Here is a 24440-nt window from a genome sequence, read left to right on the forward strand (position 1 = left end):
CTTGTAGCATACGGGGGCCGCTGGGCATGGTCAATGCGCGAAAGAGCACACCTGGGATGCAACACCCCATACCCGGCAGAACTCGCTGCTCCGCACGGCCGGATGGCCGCAGCTGGGAGCCGGTCCGCCGGACCCGGCCGCCCGGCCGGAGCCCCGGAAGGCACCCCGGGACGCGCCGCGGGGACACCGAGAAACCGAGAGTACGGGGAGCGCCGCAATGGAACAAAAGCACGAGGTCGGCGAGGGTGTCCACCCCATGACCCAGGGTGACCCCGCGGCCCGGTCCGGCGGCGCGCCCGGCCCGCGGGACGGCGCCGGGCACGCCGGGCAGCACACCGACGACGCCGAGGCCGTGCGGCGGCCGGCCGGGGGCCGGGAAACCAGTCGGGCCAACCGCGACTGGTGGGACCGGAACGCGGACGAGTACCAGAACGACCACGGCGACTTCCTCGGCGACGCCCGCTTCGTCTGGGGCCCCGAGGGCCTGGACGAGGCCGAGGCGCAGCTGCTCGGCCCCGCGGAGCGGCTCCGCGGCCTGGACGTGCTGGAAGTGGGGGCGGGTGCCGCGCAGTGCTCCCGCTGGCTGGCCGCGCAGGGCGCCCGGCCCGTCGCACTCGACCTCTCCCACCGGCAGCTCCAGCACGCGCTGCGGATCGCCGGCGGGGACCCGGGCCGGGCGGAGTTCCCGCTGGTCGAGGCCGACGCCAGGGCACTCCCCTTCGCGGACGGGTCCTTCGACGTGGCCTGCTCGGCCTTCGGCGCGATCCCGTTCGTGGCCGACCCCGAGCGGGTGTTCGCCGAGGTGGCCCGGGTGCTGCGCCCCGGGGGCCGCTGGGTCTTCTCCCTCACCCACCCGCTGCGCTGGTCCCTGGCCGACGAACCGGGGCCCGCGGGGCTGACCGTCCTCGCCTCCTACTTCGACCGCACGCCCTACGTGGAGGAGGACGGCGCGGGGCGGACGGTGTACGCGGAGCACCACCGCACCCTGGGGGACCGGGTGCGGGAGCTGGTCGGGGCCGGGTTCCGGCTGGAGGATCTGGTCGAACCGGAGTGGCCGGAGTGGAACCAGCAGGTATGGGGCGGCTGGTCGCCGCTGCGCGGACGGCTGGTGCCGGGCACGGCCGTCTTCGTGTGCACGCTCGCCTGAGCGTCCCGGCGGCGCGGCGGCGGCCGTGCGGGCCCCCGCACCTCGCGTGTCCGCGCGGGGCACGGCGCGCACGGCGGCCCGCATCGCACGACATCCGGCGCCACCGTGTCCCCCTGCCCCGCACCCCCGCGCCCCGGGAGGCACACCGGGGGCGCCGGCCGGGCACAATCGGCTGGTGCGCCATGACGACCAGTTGCAGCAGCTCCCCATAGCCGAGGCCGTCCCCCGGGTGCGCGAGGCGCTCGCCGGGTGCGGAGCGGCCGTCGTGCACGCTCCGCCGGGCACCGGCAAGACGACACTGCTGCCGCTCGCGCTGGCCGGGCTCCTGCCGGACGGCGCACCGGCCCGCACCGTCCTGGTGGCCGAGCCGCGCCGGATGGCGGCGCGGTCGGCGGCGCGCCGGATGGCCTGGCTGCTGGGCGAGCAGCCGGGCGGGAGCATCGGCTTCACGGTGCGGGGCGAGCGCCGGGCCGGGCCCGGCACCCGGGTGGAGGTGGTGACCACGGGCGTGCTGCTCCAGCGCCTGCAACGCGACCAGGAGCTGCCCGGTGTGGACACCGTCCTGATGGACGAGTGCCACGAGCGCCATCTGGACGCCGACACGGCGCTGGCCTTCCTGCTGGACGTGCGCGAGACGCTCCGCCCCGACCTGCACCTGATCGCCGCGTCCGCCACCCAGGACAGCGCGGCGTGGGCGCGGCTGCTGTCCGCGCGGGTCGTGCGCGGCCGGGGTACGAGCCATCCGGTGGAGGTGCGGTACGCGCCGCCGCCCGCCGGGCTGCGCCCGCCGCACGGCATGCGCGTCGATCCGGGACTGCTGCGCCATGTGGCGGCGACCGTCCGGCAGGCGCTGGCGGCCGAGCCGGAGGGCGACGTGCTCTGCTTCCTGCCCGGTGTCGGCGAGATCGCCCGGGTGGCTGACCTGCTGTCGGGGCTGGCGGCGCGGGTGCTCCCGCTGCACGGCCGGGCACCGGCGCGGGTGCAGGACGAGGTGCTGGGCGGCGGGACCCGCGGGGAGCGCCGGGTGATCCTCTCCACGGCGGTGGCCGAGTCGAGTCTGACGGTGCCGGGGGTGCGGGTGGTGGTGGACGCGGGGCTGGCCCGGGAGCCCCGTACGGACCACGCGCGGGGGCTCGGCTCACTGACCACGGTGCGGGTCTCCCGCGCGGCGGCCGAGCAGCGCCGCGGCCGGGCCGGCCGGGAGGCGCCGGGTGTGGCCTACGCGTGCTGGGCGGAGGCCGAGGAGGCGGGGCGGCCGCGCGATCCGTCCCCCGGGATCGCGGTGGCCGATCTGACGGCGTTCGCGCTGCAGGCCGCCTGCTGGGGCGATCCGCGGGCGGCGCGGCTCGCGCTGCTGGACGCGCCGCCGGAGGGCGCCATGGCGGCGGCGCGGCGGACGCTGCGGACGGTCGGCGCACTGGACGAGCGGGACCGGGTGACCCGGCGAGGGCAGCGGATGGCCGGTCTGGGTGTGCACCCGCGGCTGGCGCGCGCGCTGCTGGACGGCGCCGCGGCCGCGGGCAGCGAGGCGGCCTGCGAGACGGTTGCGCTGCTGGCCGAGGAGCCCCCGCGGGCGTACGGGGACGACGCGGCCGAGGCCGTGCGGCGGGCCCGCGCGGCCCCGCGCGAGGACCCGTACGGGACGCGCTGGGCGGCCGAGGTGCGGCGGCTGCGGTCGCTGCTGGGCGCGCGTACCGCGCCGCCGGAGGGGCTCACCCACGAGCAGGCCGTGGGCACGGTGGTGGCGCTCGCGCAGCCGGAGCGGGTGGCGCGGGCGCAGAGCGGCGGCGCGTATCTGATGGCCGGCGGCACCCGGGCCGAGCTCGCGGCGGACAGCGCGCTGCGCGGGGCCCGGTGGCTGGCCGTCGCCGTCGCGGACCGGCCGGTGGGCGCCGCCTCGGCCCGGGTGCGGATGGCGGCCGGGATCGACGAGGCGACGGCGCGGACCGCGGCGGGCGCGCTGTACGGAGTGCGCGAGGAGGTGCGCTGGGACCCCGGGCAGGGTCCGCAGGACGCGCCCGGTGACGTGGTGGCCCGTCAGGTGGAGTCCCTGGGAGCGGTGCGGCTCTCGGTGCGCCCGCTGCCCCACCCGCCGCCCGGGGCGCTGCGGGAGGCCGCGCTGCAGGGGCTGCGGCAGCACGGAACGGATCTGCTGCGCTGGTCACCGAGGGCTGTGGCGCTGCGCCGCAGGCTGGCCTTCCTGCACCGGGCGGTGGGCGCGCCCTGGCCGGACGTCTCCGAGGAGGCGCTGCTGGCGCAGGCGGAGGGCTGGCTGGGACAGGTGCGCTCGCGCGCCGACCTGGCCGGTGTCGAGGCGGGTGAGGTGCTGTCGGGGATGCTGCCGTGGACCTCCGGTGCGGCTGCGCGGCTGGAGGAGCTGGCGCCGGAGCGGGTCGAGGTGCCGTCCGGGTCGCGGATCCGGGTCGACTACGCGCCGGAGCAGCCGGTGCTGGCCGTGAAGCTCCAGGAGATGTTCGGGGCGCTGGAGACTCCGCGGGTGGCGGACGGGCGGGTGCCGCTGCTGCTCCACCTGCTCTCCCCCGCCGGGCGTCCCGCGGCCGTCACCGCCGATCTGGCGTCCTTCTGGGCGGAGGGCTACCGGAGTGTGCGGGCCGAGCTGCGCGGCCGCTATCCCAAGCACCCCTGGCCGGAGGACCCCGCCGCGGCCGAACCCACCGGCCGTACGAAGGCTCGCGGGCGGCCAGGGTGAGCCCGTCGGGCGGGCGGCGGCCGGGGCGGGCGCTCGGCAGACGCCCCGGTGGACGCCCCGGTCCCCGCGGGCCCCGCCCGCCGCTGACGCCGGGCCGGGGACGGCCGCAGACCGGACCGCCCCCGGTGCTCGGCACCGGGGGCGGCGGGAGGCCGTCGTGCTCAGCCCTTGACGACGACCTTCACCTGCACGGTGGCGCCGCCCTCGGCCGTCAGCGTCAGCGTGTAGCTGCCGGGCCGGTCGCCGGCGAACAGCTCGGGCAGCTCGACGACACCGTCGGCGCCGGTCTTCAGGTCCGCGAGCCGGCGGACCGGGGTGCCCTGCTCGTCCTTGCCGAAGTACGGGCCGGCCTCCTCGGCGTCGTCGCCGAACGAGGCCGTCAACGTGGTGTTCGCGACGGCCTTGCCCTTGCGGGTGGCCTTGACCTCCACGACCTGGGCGAACTTTCCGCCCCTGTCGGCCTCCAGCGCGACATCGCTCGTCCGCGCCAGGGTGTCGGCCCGCGGGGCCGTGACCGAGGCCGCGAAATCGACGCTGCCCAGCTTCTTGCCGGGAACCGTCGCGCGCACGGTGAAGGCACCGGTCCGGCTGCCCGCGCCGAGCGCGGGCGCCGTCGCGTTGCCCTGCGCGTCGGTGGTGACCGTCGCACTCCTGGCACCGCCCCCGAAGGCGGCTTCGGTCGCGCCGCGGACCTCGAACCGGACCTCGACGCCCTTGACGCCCTTGCCCTTGGCGGTCTCCACCCGGACGACGGGGTGCCCGGCGAAGTCCTCACCGGCGACCGCGGTGAACTTCCCGGCGCCGACCCGCTCGATGGCGTGCGGGCCGGTCGGTTCGGGGGTGGGCTTGCCGCCGCCGTCGTCCCCGTCGCCGGGCTTGCCGCCGCCACCGGGCTCGCCCGGATTCCCGGGCTTGTCCGGCTTGCCGGGCCCGTTCGGCCTACCGGGCCCGTTCGGCTTGCCGGGCCTGTCGTCCGCGGGGTCCGTGCCGCCGCGCCCGGCGCCCGGGCTCGAACCGCCCCCGGACTCGCCGACTCCGGGCGTGGTAGGCAGCACGGAAAGGTCGCGGTCCGGCACCGCGTGGGTGCCCTTGCGGTAGTACTCGAACCAGGCCAGGACGGTCCGCAGGTAGTCGCTGGAGTTGTTGTAGCTGAGAACGGCCCGGTCCAGCCCGGCACCGGAGGACAGATCGCGCCCGTCCGCGCACAGATAGGCGCCCGCGGCGAGTGCGGCGTCCTGGATGTTGTTGGGGTCCTTGCGGCCGTCGCCGTTGCCGTCCGCGCCCCAGCGGTCCCAGGTGGAGGGGATGAACTGCAGCGGACCGACCGCACGGTCGTAGGTGGTGTCGCTGTCCCAGCGGCCGCCGTCGGTGTCCCTGATGTGGGCGAAACCCTTGCCGTTGAGCACCGGACCCAGGATCGGACGCAGCGTCGTGCCGTCCTCGTCCACGGCGCCCCCGCGGGCGTGGCCGGACTCCACCTTGCCGATCCCCGCGAGGAGTTCCCAGCGCAGCCCGCAGCCCGGGGTGCGGGAGGCGAGCGACCGGGCGGCCTTCTGGTAGGCGGCCAGCACCGAGGCGGGGATGCCGGAGGTGTCTTCGGAACCGCCGGGTTCGGACGTACCGGGCGGATGCGGGGACTCCAGCGGCGGCAGTTCCGTGGCGTAGTCGTCGTCGCCAGGCGTGCGGTCGCCCGCGGAGCCCGGCCGGTCGGCACCGCCGTCGCCGGCGAGTTCCATCCCGGGCGCCTGCGAGGCGGTCAGCGCCGCCATGACGACGGCCGCGACGGCCGTGCCGCCCAGCCCCCTGCGGTATCTGGCACTGCGCAGCCCGCCGCGGCGCCGGTGTCCCGCCGCTGTGGTGACCGCCCGCCGTGCGGCGTGCCGGCCCCGGATTCGCGCCATAGGTCAGTCCCGTCCTCTCCCCATCGGACGCAGTCACCGCGACCTTACGGCAGAGCCTGCCCCAAGTCAGCAGCCCTGAGGGACTTCTGGCGCTTATGACCCGCTTCGGACGCCGGTTTTCCCGATGTTCGCCCCACTGTTCCCCCATGTCCTTCACAGCAGCCGGTACGCGGACGGCAGCCGGGGACGGCGGGTGCCGCCGTCCCCGGCTGCCGTCCGCGACGCGGCCTCCGGGGCCCGCGCACACCAGCGCCCGGGTCCCGGCGCGACCGCCCGGAATCCGGCGCGGCTCAGTGCGCCGCCGACTCCCAGTCCAGGCCGACGCCCACCGACACGTCCAGCGGCGCCCGCAAGGAGACCGCCGTGGACATCTCGGAGCGCACCAGTTCCTCGACCCGCTCCCGCTCCCCCGGGGCGATCTCCAGCACGATCTCGTCGTGCACCTGGAGCAGCATCCGGGAGCGCAGCCCGGCCGCCCGCAGCGCCGCGTCGACCTTGAGCATGGCGACCTTGACGATGTCGGCCGCCGTGCCCTGGATCGGGGCGTTGAGCGCCATCCGCTCGGCCATCTCGCGGCGCTGCCGGTGGTCGCTGGTCAGGTCGGGCAGATAGCGGCGGCGCCCCATGATCGTGTGGGTGTAGCCGGTGGCGCGGGCCTCCTCGACCGTACGGTGGAGATAGTCCCGCACCCCCCCGAAGCGTTCGAAGTAGGTGTCCATCAGCTTCCGCGCCTCGTCGGGGGTGATGCCGAGCTGCTGCGAGAGCCCGAAGGCGGACAGCCCGTACGCCAGTCCGTAGGACATCGCCTTGATCTTGCGGCGCATCTCCGCGTCGACACCGCTCTTCTCGACGCCGAACACCTGCGCCGCGACGGTGGTGTGCAGGTCCTCGCCGGAGGTGAACGCCTCGATCAGCCCGGCGTCCTCCGACAGATGGGCCATCACCCGCAGTTCGATCTGGCTGTAGTCGGCCGTCATCAGCGACTCGAAGTCCTCGCCCACGCGGAAGCCGCGGCGGATGGCGCGGCCCTCGTCCGTGCGGACGGGGATGTTCTGCAGGTTCGGTTCGGTGGAGGAGAGCCGGCCGGTGGCGGCGACCGTCTGGTTGAACGTGGTGTGGATGCGGCCGTCGGGCGCGATCGTCTTGATCAGGCCCTCGACCGTGGTGCGCAGCTTCTGCTGCTCGCGGTAGCGCAGCATGATGACCGGCAGCTCGTGCTCGGTCTGGGTGGCCAGCCAGGCCAGCGCGTCCGCGTCGGTGGTCCAGCCCGTCTTCGTCTTCTTCGTCTTGGGCAGACCCAGCTCGCCGAAGAGGACTTCCTGGAGCTGCTTGGGCGAGCCCAGGTTGAACTCGTGGCCCACCGAGGCGTGCGCCTCCTCGACGGCCTGCTGCACGGCACCGGCGAACTGCTGCTCCAGGCCCGTGAACCACTCCCGGTTCGCCGCGATACCGGCCCGCTCCATGCCGGCCAGCAGCTCGGACGTCGGCAGCTCCAGCTCCCGCAGCATGCCGGCGGCGCCCACCTGCTCCAGCCGCTCCTCGAAAGCGCTGCCCAGGTCGTGCACCGTGCGGGCCTTGACCATCAGGGCCTGCGCCTCGGCCTGCTCGTCCATCCCGAGCGCGAGCTGCCCGTCGGCCTCGGCCGCGGGACCCAGCTCGCGGCCCAGATACTCCACCGACAGCGCGTCCAGCGCGAAGGAACGGCGGCCCGGTTTGTCCAGGTAGGCGGCGAGCGCGGTGTCCATCCACACGCCGTCCACCCGCCAGCCGTGGTCGGCGAAGACCCGGATCAGCGCCTTGGCGTCGTGCATGATCTTGCGGCGGTCCGGGTCGGACAGCCAGTCGGCGAACGCCCGCTCGTCCCCCTCCGGCAGTGCGGCCGGGTCGAACCACAGGGCCGGACCGGTGCCGGTGGCCAGCGCGACCTCGCTGACACTGCCGGTGCCCTGCTTCCACACGTCGACCGTGGCGACGCCGAGAGCGGCCGCGCCGTGCTGCTCCAGCCAGGGGGCGAGCGCACCTGCCTCGGCGACCGTTCCCTCCACCTCGACGCCCTCCGCGGGCGCGGGCTCCTCGGCCTGCGCGGCAGCCGGGTCCACCGCGAAGAGGCGGTCCCGGAAGTTCTGGTGGCGGAACTCCAGGGTGTCCAGGATGACGGCGAGTGCGTCGCGGTCGTAGGGCGCGCGGGCCAGGTCCTCCGGCGCGTCGGGCAGCTCCACGTCCCGCACCAGTTCGGTCAGCCTGCGGTTGAGCAGCACCGACTCCAGGTGGGACCGCAGGTTCTCGCCCGCCTTGCCCTTGACCTCGCCCGCCCGTTCGGCCAGTTCGGCCAGCGAGCCGAACTGGGTGATCCACTTGGTGGCCGTCTTCTCTCCGACCCCGGGGATGCCCGGCAGGTTGTCCGAGGGGTCGCCGCGCAGCGCGGCGAAGTCCGGGTACTGCGCCGGGGACAGGCCGTACTTCTCCTGCACCTTCTCCGGGGTGTAGCGGGTCAGCTCCGAGACGCCCTTGGTCGGATAGAGCACCGTGACGTCGTCGCTGACGAGCTGGAAGGTGTCCCGGTCGCCGGTGACGATGGACACCTTGAAGCCCTCAGCCTCGGCCCGGGTGGCGAGCGTGGCGATGACGTCGTCCGCCTCGAAGCCGTCGACCGCGTAGCGGCGCACCCGCATGGTGTCGAGCAGCTCGCCGATCAGCTCGACCTGGCCCTTGAACTCGTCCGGGCTCTTGGACCTGTTCGCCTTGTACTCCGGGAACTCCTCGGAGCGCCAGGTCTTGCGGGAGACGTCGAAGGCGACGGCGAAGTGCGTGGGCGCCTCGTCACGCAGGGTGTTGGCCAGCATCGAGACGAAGCCGTAGATCGCGTTGGTGGGCTGCCCCGAGGTGGTGTTGAAGTTCTCCGCCGGAAGTGCGAAGAACGCCCGATACGCGAGGGAATGCCCGTCCATGAGCATCAGGCGGGGTTGGTCCCCGCCGCTCTGCTGAGGGGTTGCTTCTGGTGCCGTCTTCGATGCCTTCTTAGCCACGGTGCCGATCCTCCCATGCGGGTCCGACAATCGCCGGACACGGCGCCGTGAGACGCCGCGGGACGGGGGCGTCGCGGGGCACCCGGGGCCGCGCGGCCGGACCGCCGGGGCACGGGTTCCCGGTCGGCCGACGCGCCGCCGGGCTGCCCACGGCGGCCGATGAGTGGCACCATCCGGGGTATGACTCGGAAGGCTCCCTCCAGTGACCCGGTCCAGGACGCACCCCAGGTGGGAGAGCCCGCGCGGGCCGCGGCGGGGCTGCCCGCCGTGGGCCACTCGCTGCGGATGGCACAGCAGCAGATGGGCGTGAAGCGCACGGCACTGACGCTGCTGCGCGTCAACCAGAAGGACGGCTTCGACTGCCCGGGCTGCGCCTGGCCGGAGGGCGAGAGACGGCACACCGCGGAGTTCTGCGAGAACGGGGCCAAGGCGGTCGCCGAGGAGGCCACCACGCGCCGGGTCACCCGGGACTTCTTCGTCGCGCACCCGGTGGCCGACCTCGCCGGGCGGTCCGGCTACTGGCTGGGCCAGCAGGGCCGGCTGACCGAACCGATGTACCTACCCGAGGGCGGCGGGCACTACGAGCCGATCGGCTGGGACGAGGCCTTCGCGCTGATCGCCGAGGAGCTGCGCGGCCTGGCCTCGCCCGACGAGGCGGTCTTCTACACCTCGGGCCGCACCAGCAACGAGGCCGCTTTCCTCTACCAGCTCTTCGCCCGCGAGTTCGGCACCAACAACCTGCCGGACTGCTCCAACATGTGCCACGAGTCGTCCGGCTCCGCGCTGACCGAGACGCTCGGCGTCGGCAAGGGCAGCGTGCTGCTGGAGGACCTCCACCGGGCCGACCTGATCATCGTCGCGGGGCAGAACCCGGGCACCAACCACCCCCGGATGCTCTCCGCGCTGGAGAAGGCCAAGGCCGGCGGCGCACGGATCATCACCGTCAACCCGCTGCCCGAGGCGGGCATGGAGCGGTTCAGGAACCCGCAGACCGCCAAGGGCCTGGCGGCGGGCGGCACCGCGCTCACCGATCTGTTCCTGCAGATCCGGCTCGGCGGCGACCAGGCGCTCTTCCGGGCGCTGAACCGGATCGTCCTGGAGCGGGAGGGCGCCGTCGACGAGGAGTTCGTCCGCGAGCACACCCACGGCTTCGCGGAGTTCGCGCAGGCCGCCCGGGCCACCGACTGGGCTTCGACGCTGGCCGCCACCGGGCTGGAGCAGGCCGAGATCGAGCGCGCCGCGGAACTGGTGCTGGCCTCGGAGCGCACCGTGGTGTGCTGGGCGATGGGGCTGACCCAGCACAAGCACGCGGTGCCCACCATCCGCGAAGTGGTCAACTTCCTGCTGCTGCGCGGGAACATCGGACGCCCGGGCGCCGGGGTCTGCCCCGTGCGCGGCCACAGCAACGTGCAGGGCGACCGCACCATGGGCATCTTCGAGCGCCCCGCGCCCGCCTTCCTGGACGCGCTGGAGCAGGAGTTCGGCTTCGCGCCGCCGCGCGCCCACGGCTACGACGTCGTCCGGGCGATCCGCGCCATGCGCGACGGGGAGGTGAAGGTCTTCCTCGCGATGGGCGGCAACTTCGTGGCCGCCTCCCCGGACACCGGGGTGACCGAGGCCGCGATGCGCCGGGCCCGGCTGACCGTGCACGTCTCGACGAAGCTGAACCGCTCGCACTGCGTGACGGGCGCCCGGGCGCTGATCCTGCCCACCCTGGGGCGGACCGAGCGCGACACCCGGCCCGGCGGCGACCAGTTCGTCACCGTCGAGGACTCCATGGGCATGGTGCACGCCTCGCGGGGGCGGCTGGAGCCGGCGAGCCCGCTGCTGCGGTCCGAGCCCGCGATCGTGGCCGGGCTGGCGCAGGCCGTACTGGGCACGTCGTCCACCGTCCCCTGGGCGGAGCTGGCGGACGACTACGGGCTCGTCCGCGACCGCATCGCGCGGGTGGTGCCCGGTTTCGAGGACTTCAACGCCAAGGCGGCCCGCCCCGGAGGGTTCACGCTGCCGCACGCGCCCCGCGACCGGCGGCACTTCCCCACCGCGACGGGGAAAGCGAACTTCACGGCAGCCCCTGTGGAGTACCCGCGGCTGCCCGAGGGGCGGCTGCTGCTGCAGACACTGCGCTCCCACGACCAGTACAACACCACCGTCTACGGGCTGGACGACCGCTACCGGGGCATCCGCGACGGCCGCCGCGTGGTACTCGTGCACCCGGCGGACGCGGCCGCGCTCGGACTGGCGGACGGCTGCTACGCCGATCTGACCGGCGAGTGGGACGACGGGCGGGAGCGGGTGGCCCGCGGATTCCGCGTCGTGCACTATCCGACAGCGCGCGGATGCGCCGCCGCGTACTACCCGGAGACCAACGTGCTGGTGCCGCTCGACGCCACCGCCGACACCAGCAACACACCCGCCAGCAAGTCCATCGTGATCAGGCTCACTCCCTCGGCGGCCGACTGACGCCCGCGCGGGCATAAGCTCGGATCGGCCGGTCGGAGACGGAGCACCGGCGGACGACGGAGGATCGGAGCAGCGGCACATGGGCGAGCAGACCACCACCGAGTTCCCCCAGGAGATCCTGGACCAGTGGAAGGGATCGGGGGTCGACCTGCCCGCGCTGTTCTCGGCCGGGAAGCTGGGCGAGCGGATGGGGCTGCGGATCCTGCACGCGGCCCCCGAGCGGGTGGTGGGCACGCTGCCGGTCGAGGGCAACACCCAGCCCTACGGGCTGCTGCACGGCGGTGCCTCGGCCGTGCTCGCCGAGACGCTCGGCTCGGTGGGAGCGATGCTGCACGGTGGACCCGGCAAGGCCGCCGTCGGGGTGGACCTCAACTGCACCCACCACCGCGGGCCGCGCTCGGGCCTGGTGACCGGGGTGGCCACCCCGGCGCACCGGGGGCGGACGATGACCAGCTACGAGATCGTCGTCACCGACGAGCAGGACCGGCGGGTGTGCTCGGCACGCCTGACCTGCCTGCTGCGTGACGCGTAGGGACCACGCCGCACCCGGCACCGGGGGACCGCATCCGCTCCCCCCGGTACGGCGGGGCCGCCGAACCGCCACCTGCCGCGCCGCCACCCGCCGTACCGCCAGCCGCCGCATCGGCACCCGCCGGAGCCCACCGGAGAAGGCCGCAACCCGCCGCCACCGGTGCGGCCGCGCCACCCGGGCGTCACATTGCGTGACGAGCAGGCACGGCAGGGCCCATCACGTCCCCCGAGGCCGTCGCGCCCGGGCGCGCACCCGCGCGGCCCGTACGGTATCCGGACCCGCCGCGCGATCCCGGCCGGCGAAGCGCCGGACCAACTGCGGCTTCCGGCCGCGCAACATGTCCGCCATCCGCCCGTCACACCGGGCGGACCGCGGAGGAGCGGCCACCGGTCGACCGGTTCCGTGACGGTCATAACAAGAAAGTCACATCCTGGATCCGCCCTCTGCCCGGCGGCACCGGCAGCGCCATAGAGTCACCGCCAGTCACGCGCCGCCGGGCGCACGACAGCACCGTTCTGTACGACTCGTACGGCCCGGCGCGCGATACGGCCACTCACTCCATGGGGGGCCGCGCCTCGGGGAAAGGACTGATCGTGCGTCACCGTTCCTTGCTCATACTCACCGCCACCGCCACGGTGGGAGCCCTCACCCTGTCCGCGTGCGGCTCGCGCGACGACAAGAGCGGAGGCAGCGACAGCGGCTCCAGCACCACCGTCGTCATCGGCGTCGACGCCCCGCTCACCGGCGACCTGTCCGCACTGGGGCAGGGCATCAAGAACTCCAGCGACCTCGCGGTCAAGACCGCCAACAAGAACAACGAGGTCAAGGGCGTCACCTTCAAGCTGGAGGCGCTGGACGACCAGGCCCAGGCCGGAACCGGCCAGCAGAACGCCACCAAACTGGTGGGCAACGACAAGGTCGTCGGGGTGGTCGGCCCCCTCAACTCGCACGTCGGCCAGTCCATGCAGAAGGTCTTCGGCAACGCCGGACTGGTGCAGGTCTCCCCCGCCAACACAGCGCCCGAGCTCAGCCAGGGCCCCAACTGGCAGAAGGGCGACAAGAAGCGGCTGTTCGACACCTACTTCCGCACCTCCACCACCGACGCCGTACAGGGCCCGTACGCCGCCCAGTACCTGTTCGACAAGCGGAAGCTGAAGAAGGCGTACATCATCGACGACAAGAAGACCTACGGCGCCGGACTGGCCGGCACCTTCACCGACGAGTTCAAGAAGCTCGGCGGCAAGGTCGTGGGCACCGACCACATCAACCCCGACGACCGGGACTTCTCCGCCGTCGCCACCAAGGTCGCCAAGTCCAAGGCCGACTTCGTCTACTACGGCGGCGAGTACCCGGCAGGCGCCCCGCTCAGCGCGCAGATCACCAAGGCCGGCTCCGACGCGCTGGTCGTCGGCGGTGACGCGCTCTACAGCGAGGAGTACATCAAGCTCGGCAAGAAGAACGTCGACGGCGACCTGGCCACCTCCGTCGGAGCACCGCTGGAGACCCTCGACACCGCCAAGACGTTCATGAAGAACTACCAGGCCGCCGACTACAAGCTGCCCTACGAGGCATACGGCGGCTACGCCTACGACAGCACCTGGGCGATCATCCAGGCGGTCAAGGCCGTGGCCGAGAAGAACGACGGCAAGCTGCCCGACTCCATGGACGACACCCGCAAGCAGATCACCGAGGCCATGCAGGACGTCCAGTTCAAGGGCGTCACCGGAGACGTCGCCTTCGACGAGTACGGCGACACCACCAACAAGCAGCTCTCCGTCTACGAGGTCAAGGGCGGCAAGCACGAGCCGGTGCGGACCGGCACCTTCGGCGAAGGCTGATCAGCACACCACTGCCCCAGTCGGTACCGCACGGCTGCGCGGGGGCGCCCGACGCGCCCCCGCGCAGCCGTATCTGACACCTCAAGGAGTCCCGGTGCAAGATCTGCCGGATCAGCTGGCGAACGGACTCGCACTCGGCGCGCTGTACGGCCTCATCGCGATCGGGTACACGATGGTCTACGGCATCGTCCAGCTCATCAACTTCGCCCACGGCGAGATATTCATGATCGGCGGCTTCGGCGCGCTGACCGCCCACCTGTGGCTGCCCGCCGGCACCGGCATGGCCGTCGCCCTCCCCCTGATGATCCTCCTCGGCGTCGTGTGCGCCGTCCTCGTCGCCATCGGCGCCGAACGCTTCGCCTACCGGCCGCTGCGCGGCGGACCCCGGCTCTCGCCGCTGATCACCGCGATCGGGCTGTCCCTCGCACTCCAGCAGGCCGTCTGGGCCTTCTACCCCGAGGCCAAGAAGGCCCGCCCCTTCCCGCAACTCGGCGGCGGCGACCTCGACCTGGGCTTCGTCGCCCTCTCCCGCGAAGACCTGTTCATCTTCGTCTCCGCACCCGTGTGCATGCTCGCGCTCGGACTGTTCGTGGCCAAGACCCGCACCGGGCGCGCCATGCAGGCCACCTCGCAGGACCCCGACACCGCCAAACTGATGGGCGTCAACACCGACCGCATCATCGTGATGGCCTTCGCCATCGGAGCCGCCTTCGCCGCCGTCGCCGCCATCGCCCAGGGCTTCAAGACCGGGGAGGTCAACTTCCGGATGGGCTTCATCGCCGGACTCAAGGCGTTCACCGCCGCCGTCCTCGGCGGCATCGGCAACATCTACGGCGCCATGGTCGGCGGCCTCGTCCTCGGCGTCGGCGAAGCCATGGCCACCGCCTACATCGGCGACATCCCCGGACTCGAACAGTTCGGCGGCGGCTCCTGGAAGGACGTATGGGCGTTCATCCTGCTCATCCTCGTCCTCCTCGTACGACCCCAAGGAATCCTCGGCGAACGCCTCGCGGATCGGGCGTGATACCCATGACCACACAGCACACCACGACCCCGGCCCCCGACGCGGCGAACGCCACCACCACCGCGGGCCCACCGCCCCTGCCGCTCAGCCCCGACCCGCACACCAGCCGCACGCGGGGCCGCATCCTCGTCGGCGCCGGAGCCCTCGCCGCCTTCGCGAGCACCATGCTCCCCTGGACCTGGACCTCCGCGTTCCCGGGCAACCTGACGATCGCCCTGTACCCGGCGGGCCTCCAGCTCCTCACCCTCACCGCGGCCGTCCTCACCGCGGCCATGCTCCTGGCCACCGCGGGCGTCCCCGGACTGCGCTGGCTCACCCCCGGCGGCAGACACAGCGCCCTGCTCCTGCTCACCCTCGGCAACCTCGCCGCCACCTGGTACACCGCCGCCGCCATCGCCGTCGAACTCGGCGGCGTCGTCAACTTCGAACCCGGCATGTGGATCGGCGCCGCCGGCACCCTGCTGGCCGTCATCGGCGCTCTCGCCCTGCCCACCGACCTGCCCGCGGATGCCGACGCGGACCGCACCGCGCCCGGCACCCGGCAGGGCGCGCCCTGGCAGCGGCTGCGCCGGGCCGTCGCCGCACCCCCACCGGGACCGGCAGCGTCCCTGCCCGGCTGGGCCGAGATCCTGGTGATCTGCGCCGCCTGCGCCGCCGGCCTCTACGTCTTCGCCTACGGCATCGAGGCCGAAGGCGGCCCGCCCTTCATCGGCTTCCTGATCCTGGCCGCCTTCGCCTTCCCCGCACTCGCCCGAGCCGGGCTGCCCCGGCGGCTCTCCGCGCTGACCGTCGCGCACCGCACCGTCACCTTGGCCGCCACCTTCGCCGCCGCGCTGCTCTTCCCCGTCACCCAGAGCAACGAGGCATACACCAACATCGCCGTCAGCGTGCTCATCTTCGCGACCGTCGCACTCGGCCTGAACATGGTCGTCGGCCTGGCCGGCATCCTCGACCTGGGCTACGTCGCGTTCCTCGGCGTCGGCGCCTACACCGCGGCCCTGGTCTCCGGAGCCGAGACCTCCTCCCTCGGCATCCACGTACCGTTCTGGGCCGCCGTCCTCATCGGGGCCGCCGTCGCCCTCGTCTTCGGCCTCCTCATCGGCTTCCCCTCACTGCGCCTGCACGGCGACTACCTCGCCATCGTCACCCTCGGCTTCGGAGAGATCTTCCGCATCTCCGTACAGAACCTCGACGGCGACTCCGGCCCCAACATCACCAACGGACCCAACGGCATCCCCAACATCCCCGACCTGAAGATCTTCGGCTTCGACCTCGGACAGCCGCACACCGTCCTCGGCTTCGAACTCGGCCGCTTCGGCAACTACTACCTGCTGATGCTGCTGTTCACCGCGATCGTCGTGACCGTCTTCCGGCGCTCCGACAACTCCCGCATCGGACGGGCCTGGATCGCCATCCGCGAGGACGAGACCGCGGCCCGCGCCATGGGCGTCAACGCCTTCCGGCTCAAACTCATGGCCTTCGCCCTCGGCGCCACCCTCGCCGGAATGGCCGGCACGGTCCTGGCCCACGTCGAGTTCTCCGTCACCCCCGAGTCCTACAAGTTCGTGCACACCGCACCACCCAACTCCGCCTTCCTCCTCATCGCCGTCATCCTCGGCGGTATGGGCACCGTCAGCGGCCCCCTCATCGGCGCGGCACTCCTCTACCTCATCCCGGCCAAACTCCAGTTCATGGCCGACTACCAGCTCCTGCTCTTCGGCATCGCACTCGTCCTGCTGATGCGCTTCCGGCCCGAGGGCCTGATCGCCGACCGCCGCAAGCAGCTCGAGTTCCACGAGCCGGAACAGCCCAGCACCCCCACGGCAGCGGCCCTTGGCCTCGGCAAGACGGAGGCGTGAGACGAGATGACCACCACGACCACCACGCCCGGCGCCCCGCCCCCCGGCACCGGCAGCGGCGGCGCCGTGCTCGACGCCTCCGGCGTCACCATGCGGTTCGGCGGCCTCACCGCCGTACGGGACGTGAACCTCGAGGTGCACGCCGGGGAGATCGTCGGCCTCATCGGGCCCAACGGCGCCGGCAAGACCACCTTCTTCAACTGCCTCACCGGGCTCTACATCCCCACCGAAGGCACCGTCCGCTACCGGGGCACCGTCCTGCCCCACCGCTCCCACCTGGTCACCCAGGCAGGCATCGCCCGCACCTTCCAGAACATCCGCCTCTTCGCCAACATGACCGTCCTGGAGAACGTCCTCGTCGGCCGGCACACCCGCACCCACGAGGGCCTCTTCTCCGCCCTCGTCCGCGGACCCCGCTTCCGCAGAGCCGAACGGGAATCCGAGGAACGCGCCATGGACCTCCTGCGCTTCACCGGACTGGAGACCAAACGCGAACACCTCGCACGCAACCTCCCCTACGGCGAACAGCGCAAACTGGAGATCGCCCGCGCCCTCGCCAGCGAACCCGGACTGCTGCTCCTGGACGAGCCCACCGCGGGCATGACCGCCGTCGAGACCACCGCCACCCGCGAACTCGTCCTCGCCATCCGCGAACAGGGCACGGCCGTACTGGTCATCGAGCACGACATGCGGTTCATCTTCAACCTCTGCGACCGCGTCGCCGTCCTGGTCCGGGGCGAGAAACTCGTCGAAGGCACCCCCGAGACCGTGCAGCGCGACGAGCGCGTCGTCGCCGCCTACCTCGGCACCCCCTTCGAGGGCGAACCAGGCCAGGCGGAAGCGGCCGAGGTGCAGGCCGCGGAGGAGGCCGAAGCCGCGGCCCACCGGGACACGGCCACGGACCCGGCCGGCACGCGCCCTGCGGATGCGGCCCCGGACGCGGCGGAGCCGGACCGGGCGGACCGACGTCAGGAAGGACGGACGGACTGATGGCCCTGCTCGAAGTCGAGGACCTGCGCGTCGCCTACGGCAAGATCGAAGCCGTCAAAGGCATCTCGTTCACCGTCGAGGCAGGCGAGGTCGTCACCCTCATCGGCACCAACGGCGCCGGGAAGACCACCACCCTGCGCACCCTCTCCGGACTGCTCAAACCGGCGACCGGGAAGATCAGCTTCGACGGACGGCCACTCGACGGCGTCGGCGCCCACAAGATCGTCGCCATGGGGCTGGCCCACTCACCCGAAGGACGCCGCATCTTCCCCCGCCTCAGCATCGAGGAGAACCTGCGGCTCGGCGCCTTCCTCCGGAAGGACCCCGCCGGGGTCGCCGACGACATCGGCAGCGCCTACGAACGCTTCCCCATCCTGGGAGAACGCCGCAGACAGGCCGCCGGCACCCTCTCCGGCGGCGAACAGCAGATGCTCGCCATGGCCCGCGCCCTGATGTCCCGCCCCAAACTGCTCATGCTCGACGAGCCCTCCATGGGCCTCTCCCCGATCATGATGCAGAAGATCATGTCGACCATCGGCGAACTGAGGGCCCAGGGGACGACGATCCTCCTCGTCGAACAGAACGCCCAGGCCGCCCTCTCGCTGGCCGACCACGGCCATGTGATGGAGACCGGCACCATCACCCTCTCGGGCACCGGCGAGGAACTGATGCACGACGAGTCCGTGCGCAAGGCGTACCTCGGCGAGGACTGACCGCGCACAGCGGAGGGTGGCGGGTCCGGACCGGACCCGCCACCCTCCCGGTGCTCACTGCTGCTTGCGGCGCTCCTCCGCGTCCGCGATGACCGCCTCCGCCACCTGCTGCATCGACAGCCGCCGGTCCATCGACGTCTTCTGGATCCAGCGGAAGGCGGCCGGCTCCGAGAGCCCGTACTGGGTCTGCAGCACGCTCTTGGCCCGGTCCACCAGCTTCCGCGTCTCCAGCCGCTGGGAGAGGTCCGCGACCTCCTTCTCCAGCGCCTTCAGCTCGGTGAACCGGGAGACCGCCATCTCGATGGCCGGCACCACGTCGGTCTTGCTGAACGGCTTGACCAGATAGGCCATGGCCCCGGCGTCCCGGGCACGCTCCACCAGCTCGCGCTGCGAGAACGCGGTGAGCATCAGCACCGGAGCGATGCCCTCCTCCGCGACCTTCTCGGCCGCGGAGATGCCGTCGAGCACCGGCATCTTCACATCGAAGATGCACAGATCGGGCCGGTGCTCGCGGGCCAGCTCCACGGCCCGCCCGCCGTCGCCGGCCTCGCCGACGACGGTGTAGCCCTCCTCCTCCAGCATCTCCTTGAGATCCATCCGGATCAGGGCCTCGTCCTCCGCGATCACGACCCGCCGCGTCGCCGGAGGCACATGCTCACTCCCGCCCGCCGGGGTCGGTTCCTCGACAGGCTCTGCACTCTGGGCACTCTCGGGCTCGGGGAAGTCCGCCGCGCTCACTTGGCTCCTCGTTTCCGCCACGGGTGGGAGACACGAGCCTACCCAGGTCCTGTAAAGTGTTGGCACAGCGGGTGACCGCAATCCTTCAGTTCGAAGGGCCCCGGTAATCCAATTGGCAGAGATGGTGGATTCAAAACCCATACAGTGTCGGTTCGAGTCCGACCCGGGGCACTCTACCTTCGATTTCAAGATTGCAACCCCTCGCCGTCGGCTTCGCCGGTTCAGGTGAGAGGGAGGCCATACGGCCCTCAGCTCGCACAGGCCGGCGCATGCTGAACCCGTGTACGACCTGGAAACGCGCAAGCGGGCCCTCGCACTCGTCGCGCAAGGACGAAGCCTGAACGCGGTGAGCAGGCAGACGGGGATATCCCGGTGGTGTCTGCGCACCTGGCAGCAGCGCCTGCACCCGGCGACCCGCTCCGGAGCCACCTGCGAGCGCTGTGCGACACCGCCGCGCCCGCCGGACGACCCGTCCTCCTACGCCTACCTGCTGGGCCTGTACCTGGGAGACGGCTGCGTCAGCAGGACGGGGCGCTCCTGGACGCTGCGGGTCTCCTGCGCCGACGCCTGGCCCGGACTGATCGACGCCTGCGAGGGCGCGATGCGCGCGGTGCGCCCGGGCGACAGCGTCCACCGCGTCCAGGCGCCCGGCTGCGTGGCCGTGACCTCCTACTCCAATCACTGGCCCTGCCTGTTCCCCCAGCACGGCCCGGGCAGGAAGCACGAGCGCCGCATCGAGCTGGTGCCCTGGCAGCAGCAGATCACCGGCGCCCACCGCTGGGAGCTGATCCGGGGCCTGGTGCACTCGGACGGCTGCCGCATCGCGAACTGGACCACACGCACGGTGGGCGGCCGGCGGAAGCGCTACACCTACCCGCGGTACTTCTTCACCAACAAGTCCCCCGACATCGTCGACCTCTACACCCGCACGCTCGACGCGCTCGGCGTCGCGTGGACGGCCGCCCGGCATCCGCAGGGCGCCCGCAACGTCTCCGTCGCCCGGCGCGCCTCCGTGGCGCTGATGGACGCGCATGTCGGCCCGAAATACTGAGGTCCCGGTGCCCGGCGCATCCGGGTGGGGCACTATGGCGCGCATGGTCGTGTTGACGCGTGCGGAAGCGCAGGAACGGGCTCGGGTCGTGCGGGTGCGGCGGTATGCCGTGGATCTTGACCTGACGCGGGGCGAGGAGGTGTTCGGGTCCACGACGGCGGTGCGGTTCACCGTGCTGGAGGCGGGCGCCGACACCTTCGTGGAGGTCCGGCCGCGGGAGCTGCTGCGGGCCGAGCTGGACGGTGCGGCGCTGGATCCGGGTGCGCTGCGGGAGGGGCGGCTGCCGCTGCGGGGGCTGGCGGCCGGGGAGCACGAGCTGCGGGTCGAGGCGGTGATGCCGTACTCGCGGATGGGTGAGGGCATGCACCGGTTCACCGATCCGGAGGACGGGTGTGCCTATGTGTACACGCAGTGCTGCATGGCGGACGCGCCGCTGGTGTTCGCCTGCTTCGACCAGCCCGATCTGAAGGCCGAGTTCGCGGTGTCGGTGACGGCGCCGCGGGAGTGGACCGTGCTGGGCAACGGGGTGGCGGCCCGGGTGGAGGGGGACCGCGGCCGGTGGGAGTGTGCGACGACGCCGCCGCTCAGCACGTATCTGATGGCGGTGGCGGCGGGGCCGTTCCATTCGGTGCGCACCGAGCACGCCGGGCTGCCGTTCGGGCTGCATGTGCGCCGGTCGCTGGGTCCGCATCTGGAGACGGACGCGGCGGAGCTGCTGGAGGTGACGCGGCGCTGCTTCGACCGGTATCACGAGATCTTCGACGAGCCGTATCCGTTCGACTCCTACGACCAGGCGTTCGTGCCGGAGTTCAACTCGGGGGCGATGGAGAATCCGGGTCTGGTGACGTTCCGGGACGAGTTCGTCTTCCGTTCGGCGGTCACGGACACCGAGCGGCAGACGCGTGCGATGGTCGTGGCGCACGAGATGGCGCACATGTGGTTCGGCGATCTGGTGACGCTGCGCTGGTGGGACGACATCTGGCTGAACGAGTCGTTCGCGGAGTACATGGGCTACCAGGTGCTGGGCGAGGCGACGCGCTTCACGGACACCTGGACGGACTTCGCGGTGTCGCGCAAGAGCTGGGGGTACGACGCGGACGAGCGGCCCTCGACGCATCCGGTGGCGCCGGATCCGGACGCGGTGCCGGACACGGCGGCGGCGCGGGGCAATTTCGACGGGATCTCGTACGCGAAGGGTGCCTCGGCGCTGCGTCAGCTGGTGGTGTGGCTGGGTGAGAAGAGTTTCCTGGCGGGGATCAACGAGCATTTCGCGCGGCACCGGTTCGGGAACGCGACGCTGGCGGAGTTCCTGGACTCGCTGGCGCGTGCGTCGGACCGGGATGTGCGGGGCTGGGCGGAGAGCTGGCTGCGGACGACGGGTGTGGACACGCTGGTGCCGCGGGTGGGCGAGTCGGAGGCCCGGCAGTGGTACGTGGATGTGGAGCACCGGGGGGAGCGTCCGCACCGGTTGGCACTGGGGCTGTACGACCGGGCTCCGGCGGACGCGTCGCGGCTGGTGCTGCGGGAGCGGCTGGAGCGGGACGTGCCGGGTGGCGGGGGACGGCTGACGGTGACGTTGGAGGGGCCGCGGCCGGATCTGGTGCTGGTCAACGATCTGGACTGGACGTACGCGAAGGTGCGGCTGGATCCGGTCTCGTGGGGCACGGTGCGGGCGGCGCTGTCGGGGGTGCCGGGGCAGTTGTCGCGTGCGGTGGTGTGGAACGCGGCGCGGGACATGGTGCGGGAGGGGGAGCTGGAGCCGCTGGAGTATGTGCGTACGCTGCGGGCGCATCTGCCGCGTGAGGTGGACAACGCGGTGGTGCAGGGGGTGCTGGCGTTCGCGCGGGGGCAGGCGGCGGAGCGGTTCCTGGTGGGTGCGGAGCGGCGGGAGGCGCTGGGGTTGCTGGGTGAGGTGTGCGGTGAGCTGCTGGGGGGCGGTGGTGCTGCCGGGGAGGGCGCCGGGGGTGGTGCGGCTGCTGCGGGGTCGGGGGTGCGGCTGACGGCTGCCCGGTATTTCATCGACTGTGCGACCGATCCGGCCGAGCTGCTGGCGTGGCGGAGTGCGGGTGAGGTGCCTGGGGGCGGGCCGGTGCTGGACGCGGAGCTGCGGTGGCGGCTGCTGTTGCGGTTGTCGGTGCTGGGTGCGGTGGGGGTGGAGGAGATCGAGGAGGCGCGTGCGGCGGATCCGAGTGCGCGGGGTGCGGAGGCCGCTGCCCGGTGCCGGGCGGCGCTGCCGAGTGCGGAGGCGAAGGAGGCTGCCTGGGAGGCGATGTTCGGTCCGGCGGACGCGTTGTCGAACTATCTGTTCACGGCGACGGCACAGGGTTTCTGGCAGCCCGAGCAGGGGGAGCTGCTGCGGGGTTATGTGGAGCGGTACTTCGCCGAGGTGGTGCCGCTGGCCGAGCGGCGGGGTGCGGCGATGGCGGAGGCGGCGGGCCGGTATGCGTTTCCTGCGGCGTTCGTGGACGAGGAGACGCTGGCGCGTGGCGAGGAGTGTCTGACCTCGGGTGAGCCGGTGCCCGCGTTGCGGCGTCGGCTGGAGGATCAGTTGGATGATCTGCGGCGGGCGTTGGGGGTGCGGGCGGCGGTGGCGTGAGGCGGGCCGTCCTGGCCGGCCCGGGTGGGTGGGCTCATATCAGATCTGCCGGGTCGTCCGGGGCGAGCTACTTCGTTCGGGCGAAGTAGCGCGGGGATCGTCGGGCAGCGGGGCGCGCGGCGCCTAAGTTAGGTCGCCCTAACCACCCGTGGCCGCCGTCGTGTCGGTCCGCCGTGTCCGAAGGAGCCGCCGTGTCCGCGTTCACCGTCGATGGCCTGCAGGGTGTCTTTCCCGTTCCGGGGGGCCGGGCCGGTCCGGAGCCGGGCGGGGAACCGGGGCAGGACCGGGAGCCGGAGTCCGGGGTGCGGGACGGTGCGCTGGCGGGTGGTGCGGCGGGTCCGGCCGCGCTGCGCCCGCTGCTCGGCGCGGTGCTGGGGGCGTTGTCGCGCGGTGCGGTGGAGCGGGGCGGACCGCTGCCGGAGGGGGGTCCCGGGGCGGTCGCGGCGCGGCTGCGCGCTGCGGTCGGTGCGGTGCTGCCGGAGCGGGGCGTCGGCGCGCGGGAGGCGCTGGAGGTGCTGGTCGGTGCGGTGGCGCGGGATGCCGCCGATCCGGCGGAGCCGCTGTGCGCGGCGCATCTGCACTGCCCGCCGCTGGCGGTGGCGGCGGCCGCTGATCTGGCGGTGAGTGCGCTGAATCCGTCGCTGGACTCGTGGGACCAGGCGCCGGCCGCTTCGGAGGTGGAGGCGCTGGTGTGCCGGGAGCTGGCGCGGCTGGTCTTCCCGGACGCGGGTCCGGTCGCAGGTCCGGATGCCGGGTGCCCGGAGGCGGGTCCGGACGCCCTGGTGACGACCGGCGGTACGGAGGCGAACCAGTTGGGGCTGCTGCTGGCCCGGGAGCGGCAGGCCGCCGCGGGGGGCCGGGCCCGGGTGGTGTGCGGTGCGAACGCGCATCACAGTGTGCACCGTTCGGCGTGGCTGCTGGGGCTGGAGCCGCCGCTGGTGGTGCCGGCGCCGCGCGGCGTGCTGGATCCGGCTGCTCTGGAGGCGGCGTTGGGTGGCCTGGCGCGGGCGGATGCGGGGGCGCGGGCGCTGGTGGTGGCCACTGCGGGGACGACGGACACCGGTGCGGTCGATCCGCTGCCGCGGGTGGCCGAGGTGGTGCGGCGGCATGGTGCCTGGCTGCATGTGGACGCGGCGTACGGGGGTCCGCTGCTGTTCAGTGCGGCGCTGCGGGAGCGGCTGGCGGGGCTGGCGGAAGCGGACAGTGTGACGTTCGATCTGCACAAGCTGGGGTGGCAGCCGGTGGCGGCGGGTTTTCTGGCGGTGCCGGAGCGGGCGGCGCTGCGCGTGCTGGACCACCGGGCCGACTATCTGAACGCCGACGATGACACGGAGGCGGGGCTGCCGGATCTGCTGGGGCGGTCGCTGCGGACCACGCGGCGTCCGGATGTCCTGAAGGTGGCGGTGACACTGCGGGCGCTGGGGCGGGCGGGGATGGCCCGACTGGTGGAGCGTACCTGTGCGGCGGCTCGGGAGTTGGCGGACCGGGTGGCGGGGGACGAGCGGTTCGAGCTGTATGCACGGCCGGCGGTCTCCACCGTGGTGTTCCGTCCGGCCGGCGGGGATGACGCGCTGGTGGCGCGGGTGCGGCGGCAGTTGCTGGAGCGGGGGCAGGTGGTGCTGGGCCGGGCCGCTGTGGAGGGGCGGTTGTGGTGGAAGGTGACGGTGCTCAATCCGGCGGTGCGGGGCAGCGATCTGGCGGCGCTGCTGAAACTGGTGGCGGAGGCAGCGGAGGCGGACTCCGGCGGCCGGGGTCAGGACCCGGTGGACGGGGAACCGGTGGACGGGGCCGGCGAGGGAGTGGAGGCGTGAGGGGCGTGGCGCGGGCACGGCGGGCCGACGACGGGAACGAC

The 24440-nt window shown here is 73.0% G+C and carries 15 protein-coding genes and 1 tRNA gene; 13 read left to right on the forward strand and 3 right to left on the reverse strand.

Annotation, left to right across the window (positions count from 1 at the left end; translation table 11 throughout):
- Window positions 1-217 precede the first annotated feature (217 nt).
- Together ACFYMO_RS07135 and hrpB are read left to right on the forward strand one after the other, a co-directional pair.
- Window positions 218-1147, forward strand: a complete 930-nt coding sequence (locus ACFYMO_RS07135) for a class I SAM-dependent methyltransferase (protein WP_366774232.1) — start codon at window positions 218-220, stop codon at window positions 1145-1147.
- Window positions 1148-1322: 175 nt separating this feature from the next.
- A complete protein-coding gene (gene hrpB, locus ACFYMO_RS07140) occupies window positions 1323-3857 on the forward strand; it encodes an ATP-dependent helicase HrpB (protein WP_388544824.1) in 2535 nt (844 codons plus the stop codon).
- A 161-nt stretch (window positions 3858-4018) separates the two neighbouring features.
- On the opposite strand, the gene ACFYMO_RS07145 is transcribed toward hrpB, so the two are convergent.
- The gene (locus ACFYMO_RS07145) at window positions 4019-5758 is read right to left on the reverse strand and encodes a lytic murein transglycosylase (RefSeq protein WP_388544827.1); all 1740 of its coding nucleotides are present in this window, start codon (window positions 5756-5758) and stop codon (window positions 4019-4021) included.
- 290 nt (window positions 5759-6048) lie between these two features.
- The gene (gene polA, locus ACFYMO_RS07150; RefSeq protein ID WP_366772285.1) at window positions 6049-8712 is read right to left on the reverse strand and encodes a DNA polymerase I; all 2664 of its coding nucleotides are present in this window, start codon (window positions 8710-8712) and stop codon (window positions 6049-6051) included.
- A 252-nt stretch (window positions 8713-8964) separates the two neighbouring features.
- On the opposite strand from polA, the gene ACFYMO_RS07155 reads away from it, so the two are divergent.
- The 7 genes from ACFYMO_RS07155 to ACFYMO_RS07185 all read left to right on the forward strand — a co-directional run bounded on the left by ACFYMO_RS07155 (window position 8965) and on the right by ACFYMO_RS07185 (window position 18203).
- Window positions 8965-11247 (forward strand): FdhF/YdeP family oxidoreductase, encoded by a 2283-nt coding sequence (locus tag ACFYMO_RS07155; protein WP_388544830.1) that lies wholly within the window; start codon window positions 8965-8967, stop codon window positions 11245-11247.
- 79 nt (window positions 11248-11326) lie between these two features.
- Entirely contained in the window at window positions 11327-11779 is a 453-nt protein-coding gene (locus ACFYMO_RS07160; protein WP_019358390.1) for a PaaI family thioesterase, read from the forward strand.
- A gap of 593 nt (window positions 11780-12372) precedes the next feature.
- Window positions 12373-13617: a branched-chain amino acid ABC transporter substrate-binding protein gene (locus ACFYMO_RS07165; protein WP_366772276.1), complete on the forward strand. Its 1245-nt coding sequence runs from the start codon at window positions 12373-12375 to the stop codon at window positions 13615-13617.
- 94 nt (window positions 13618-13711) lie between these two features.
- Window positions 13712-14641, forward strand: coding sequence for a branched-chain amino acid ABC transporter permease (locus tag ACFYMO_RS07170; protein ID WP_366772275.1), 930 nt, complete (start codon window positions 13712-13714; stop codon window positions 14639-14641).
- Window positions 14642-14646: 5 nt separating this feature from the next.
- Entirely contained in the window at window positions 14647-16500 is a 1854-nt protein-coding gene (locus ACFYMO_RS07175; RefSeq protein ID WP_366772274.1) for a branched-chain amino acid ABC transporter permease, read from the forward strand.
- Window positions 16501-16506: 6 nt separating this feature from the next.
- Window positions 16507-17490: an ABC transporter ATP-binding protein gene (locus ACFYMO_RS07180; RefSeq protein ID WP_366772273.1), complete on the forward strand. Its 984-nt coding sequence runs from the start codon at window positions 16507-16509 to the stop codon at window positions 17488-17490.
- Window positions 17487-18203, forward strand: coding sequence for an ABC transporter ATP-binding protein (locus ACFYMO_RS07185; protein ID WP_388545225.1), 717 nt, complete (start codon window positions 17487-17489; stop codon window positions 18201-18203). Before ACFYMO_RS07180 ends, ACFYMO_RS07185 begins: the two co-directional genes overlap by 4 nt.
- A 54-nt stretch (window positions 18204-18257) precedes the next feature.
- Here ACFYMO_RS07185 and ACFYMO_RS07190 read toward each other — a convergent pair whose 3' ends face one another.
- The gene (locus ACFYMO_RS07190; protein ID WP_366772272.1) at window positions 18258-18941 is read right to left on the reverse strand and encodes a response regulator; all 684 of its coding nucleotides are present in this window, start codon (window positions 18939-18941) and stop codon (window positions 18258-18260) included.
- 97 nt (window positions 18942-19038) lie between these two features.
- Here ACFYMO_RS07190 and ACFYMO_RS07195 point away from each other — a divergent pair.
- The 4 genes from ACFYMO_RS07195 to ACFYMO_RS07210 all read left to right on the forward strand — a co-directional run bounded on the left by ACFYMO_RS07195 (window position 19039) and on the right by ACFYMO_RS07210 (window position 24399).
- A tRNA-Leu gene (locus ACFYMO_RS07195) sits at window positions 19039-19112 on the forward strand.
- Window positions 19113-19221: 109 nt separating this feature from the next.
- Window positions 19222-19992 carry a transcriptional regulator gene (locus ACFYMO_RS07200; RefSeq protein WP_388544837.1) on the forward strand — a complete coding sequence of 257 codons (771 nt, stop codon included), beginning with the start codon at window positions 19222-19224 and terminating at the stop codon, window positions 19990-19992.
- A 43-nt stretch (window positions 19993-20035) separates the two neighbouring features.
- A complete protein-coding gene (gene pepN, locus ACFYMO_RS07205; RefSeq protein WP_366772270.1) occupies window positions 20036-22588 on the forward strand; it encodes an aminopeptidase N in 2553 nt (850 codons plus the stop codon).
- A 302-nt stretch (window positions 22589-22890) separates the two neighbouring features.
- Window positions 22891-24399 carry an aminotransferase class V-fold PLP-dependent enzyme gene (locus ACFYMO_RS07210; protein WP_366772284.1) on the forward strand — a complete coding sequence of 503 codons (1509 nt, stop codon included), beginning with the start codon at window positions 22891-22893 and terminating at the stop codon, window positions 24397-24399.
- The last annotated feature ends 41 nt before the right edge of the window (window positions 24400-24440 follow it).

The organism is Streptomyces sp. NPDC007025 (assembly GCF_042869455.1).
In the GTDB taxonomy this organism is placed as follows: domain Bacteria; phylum Actinomycetota; class Actinomycetes; order Streptomycetales; family Streptomycetaceae; genus Streptomyces.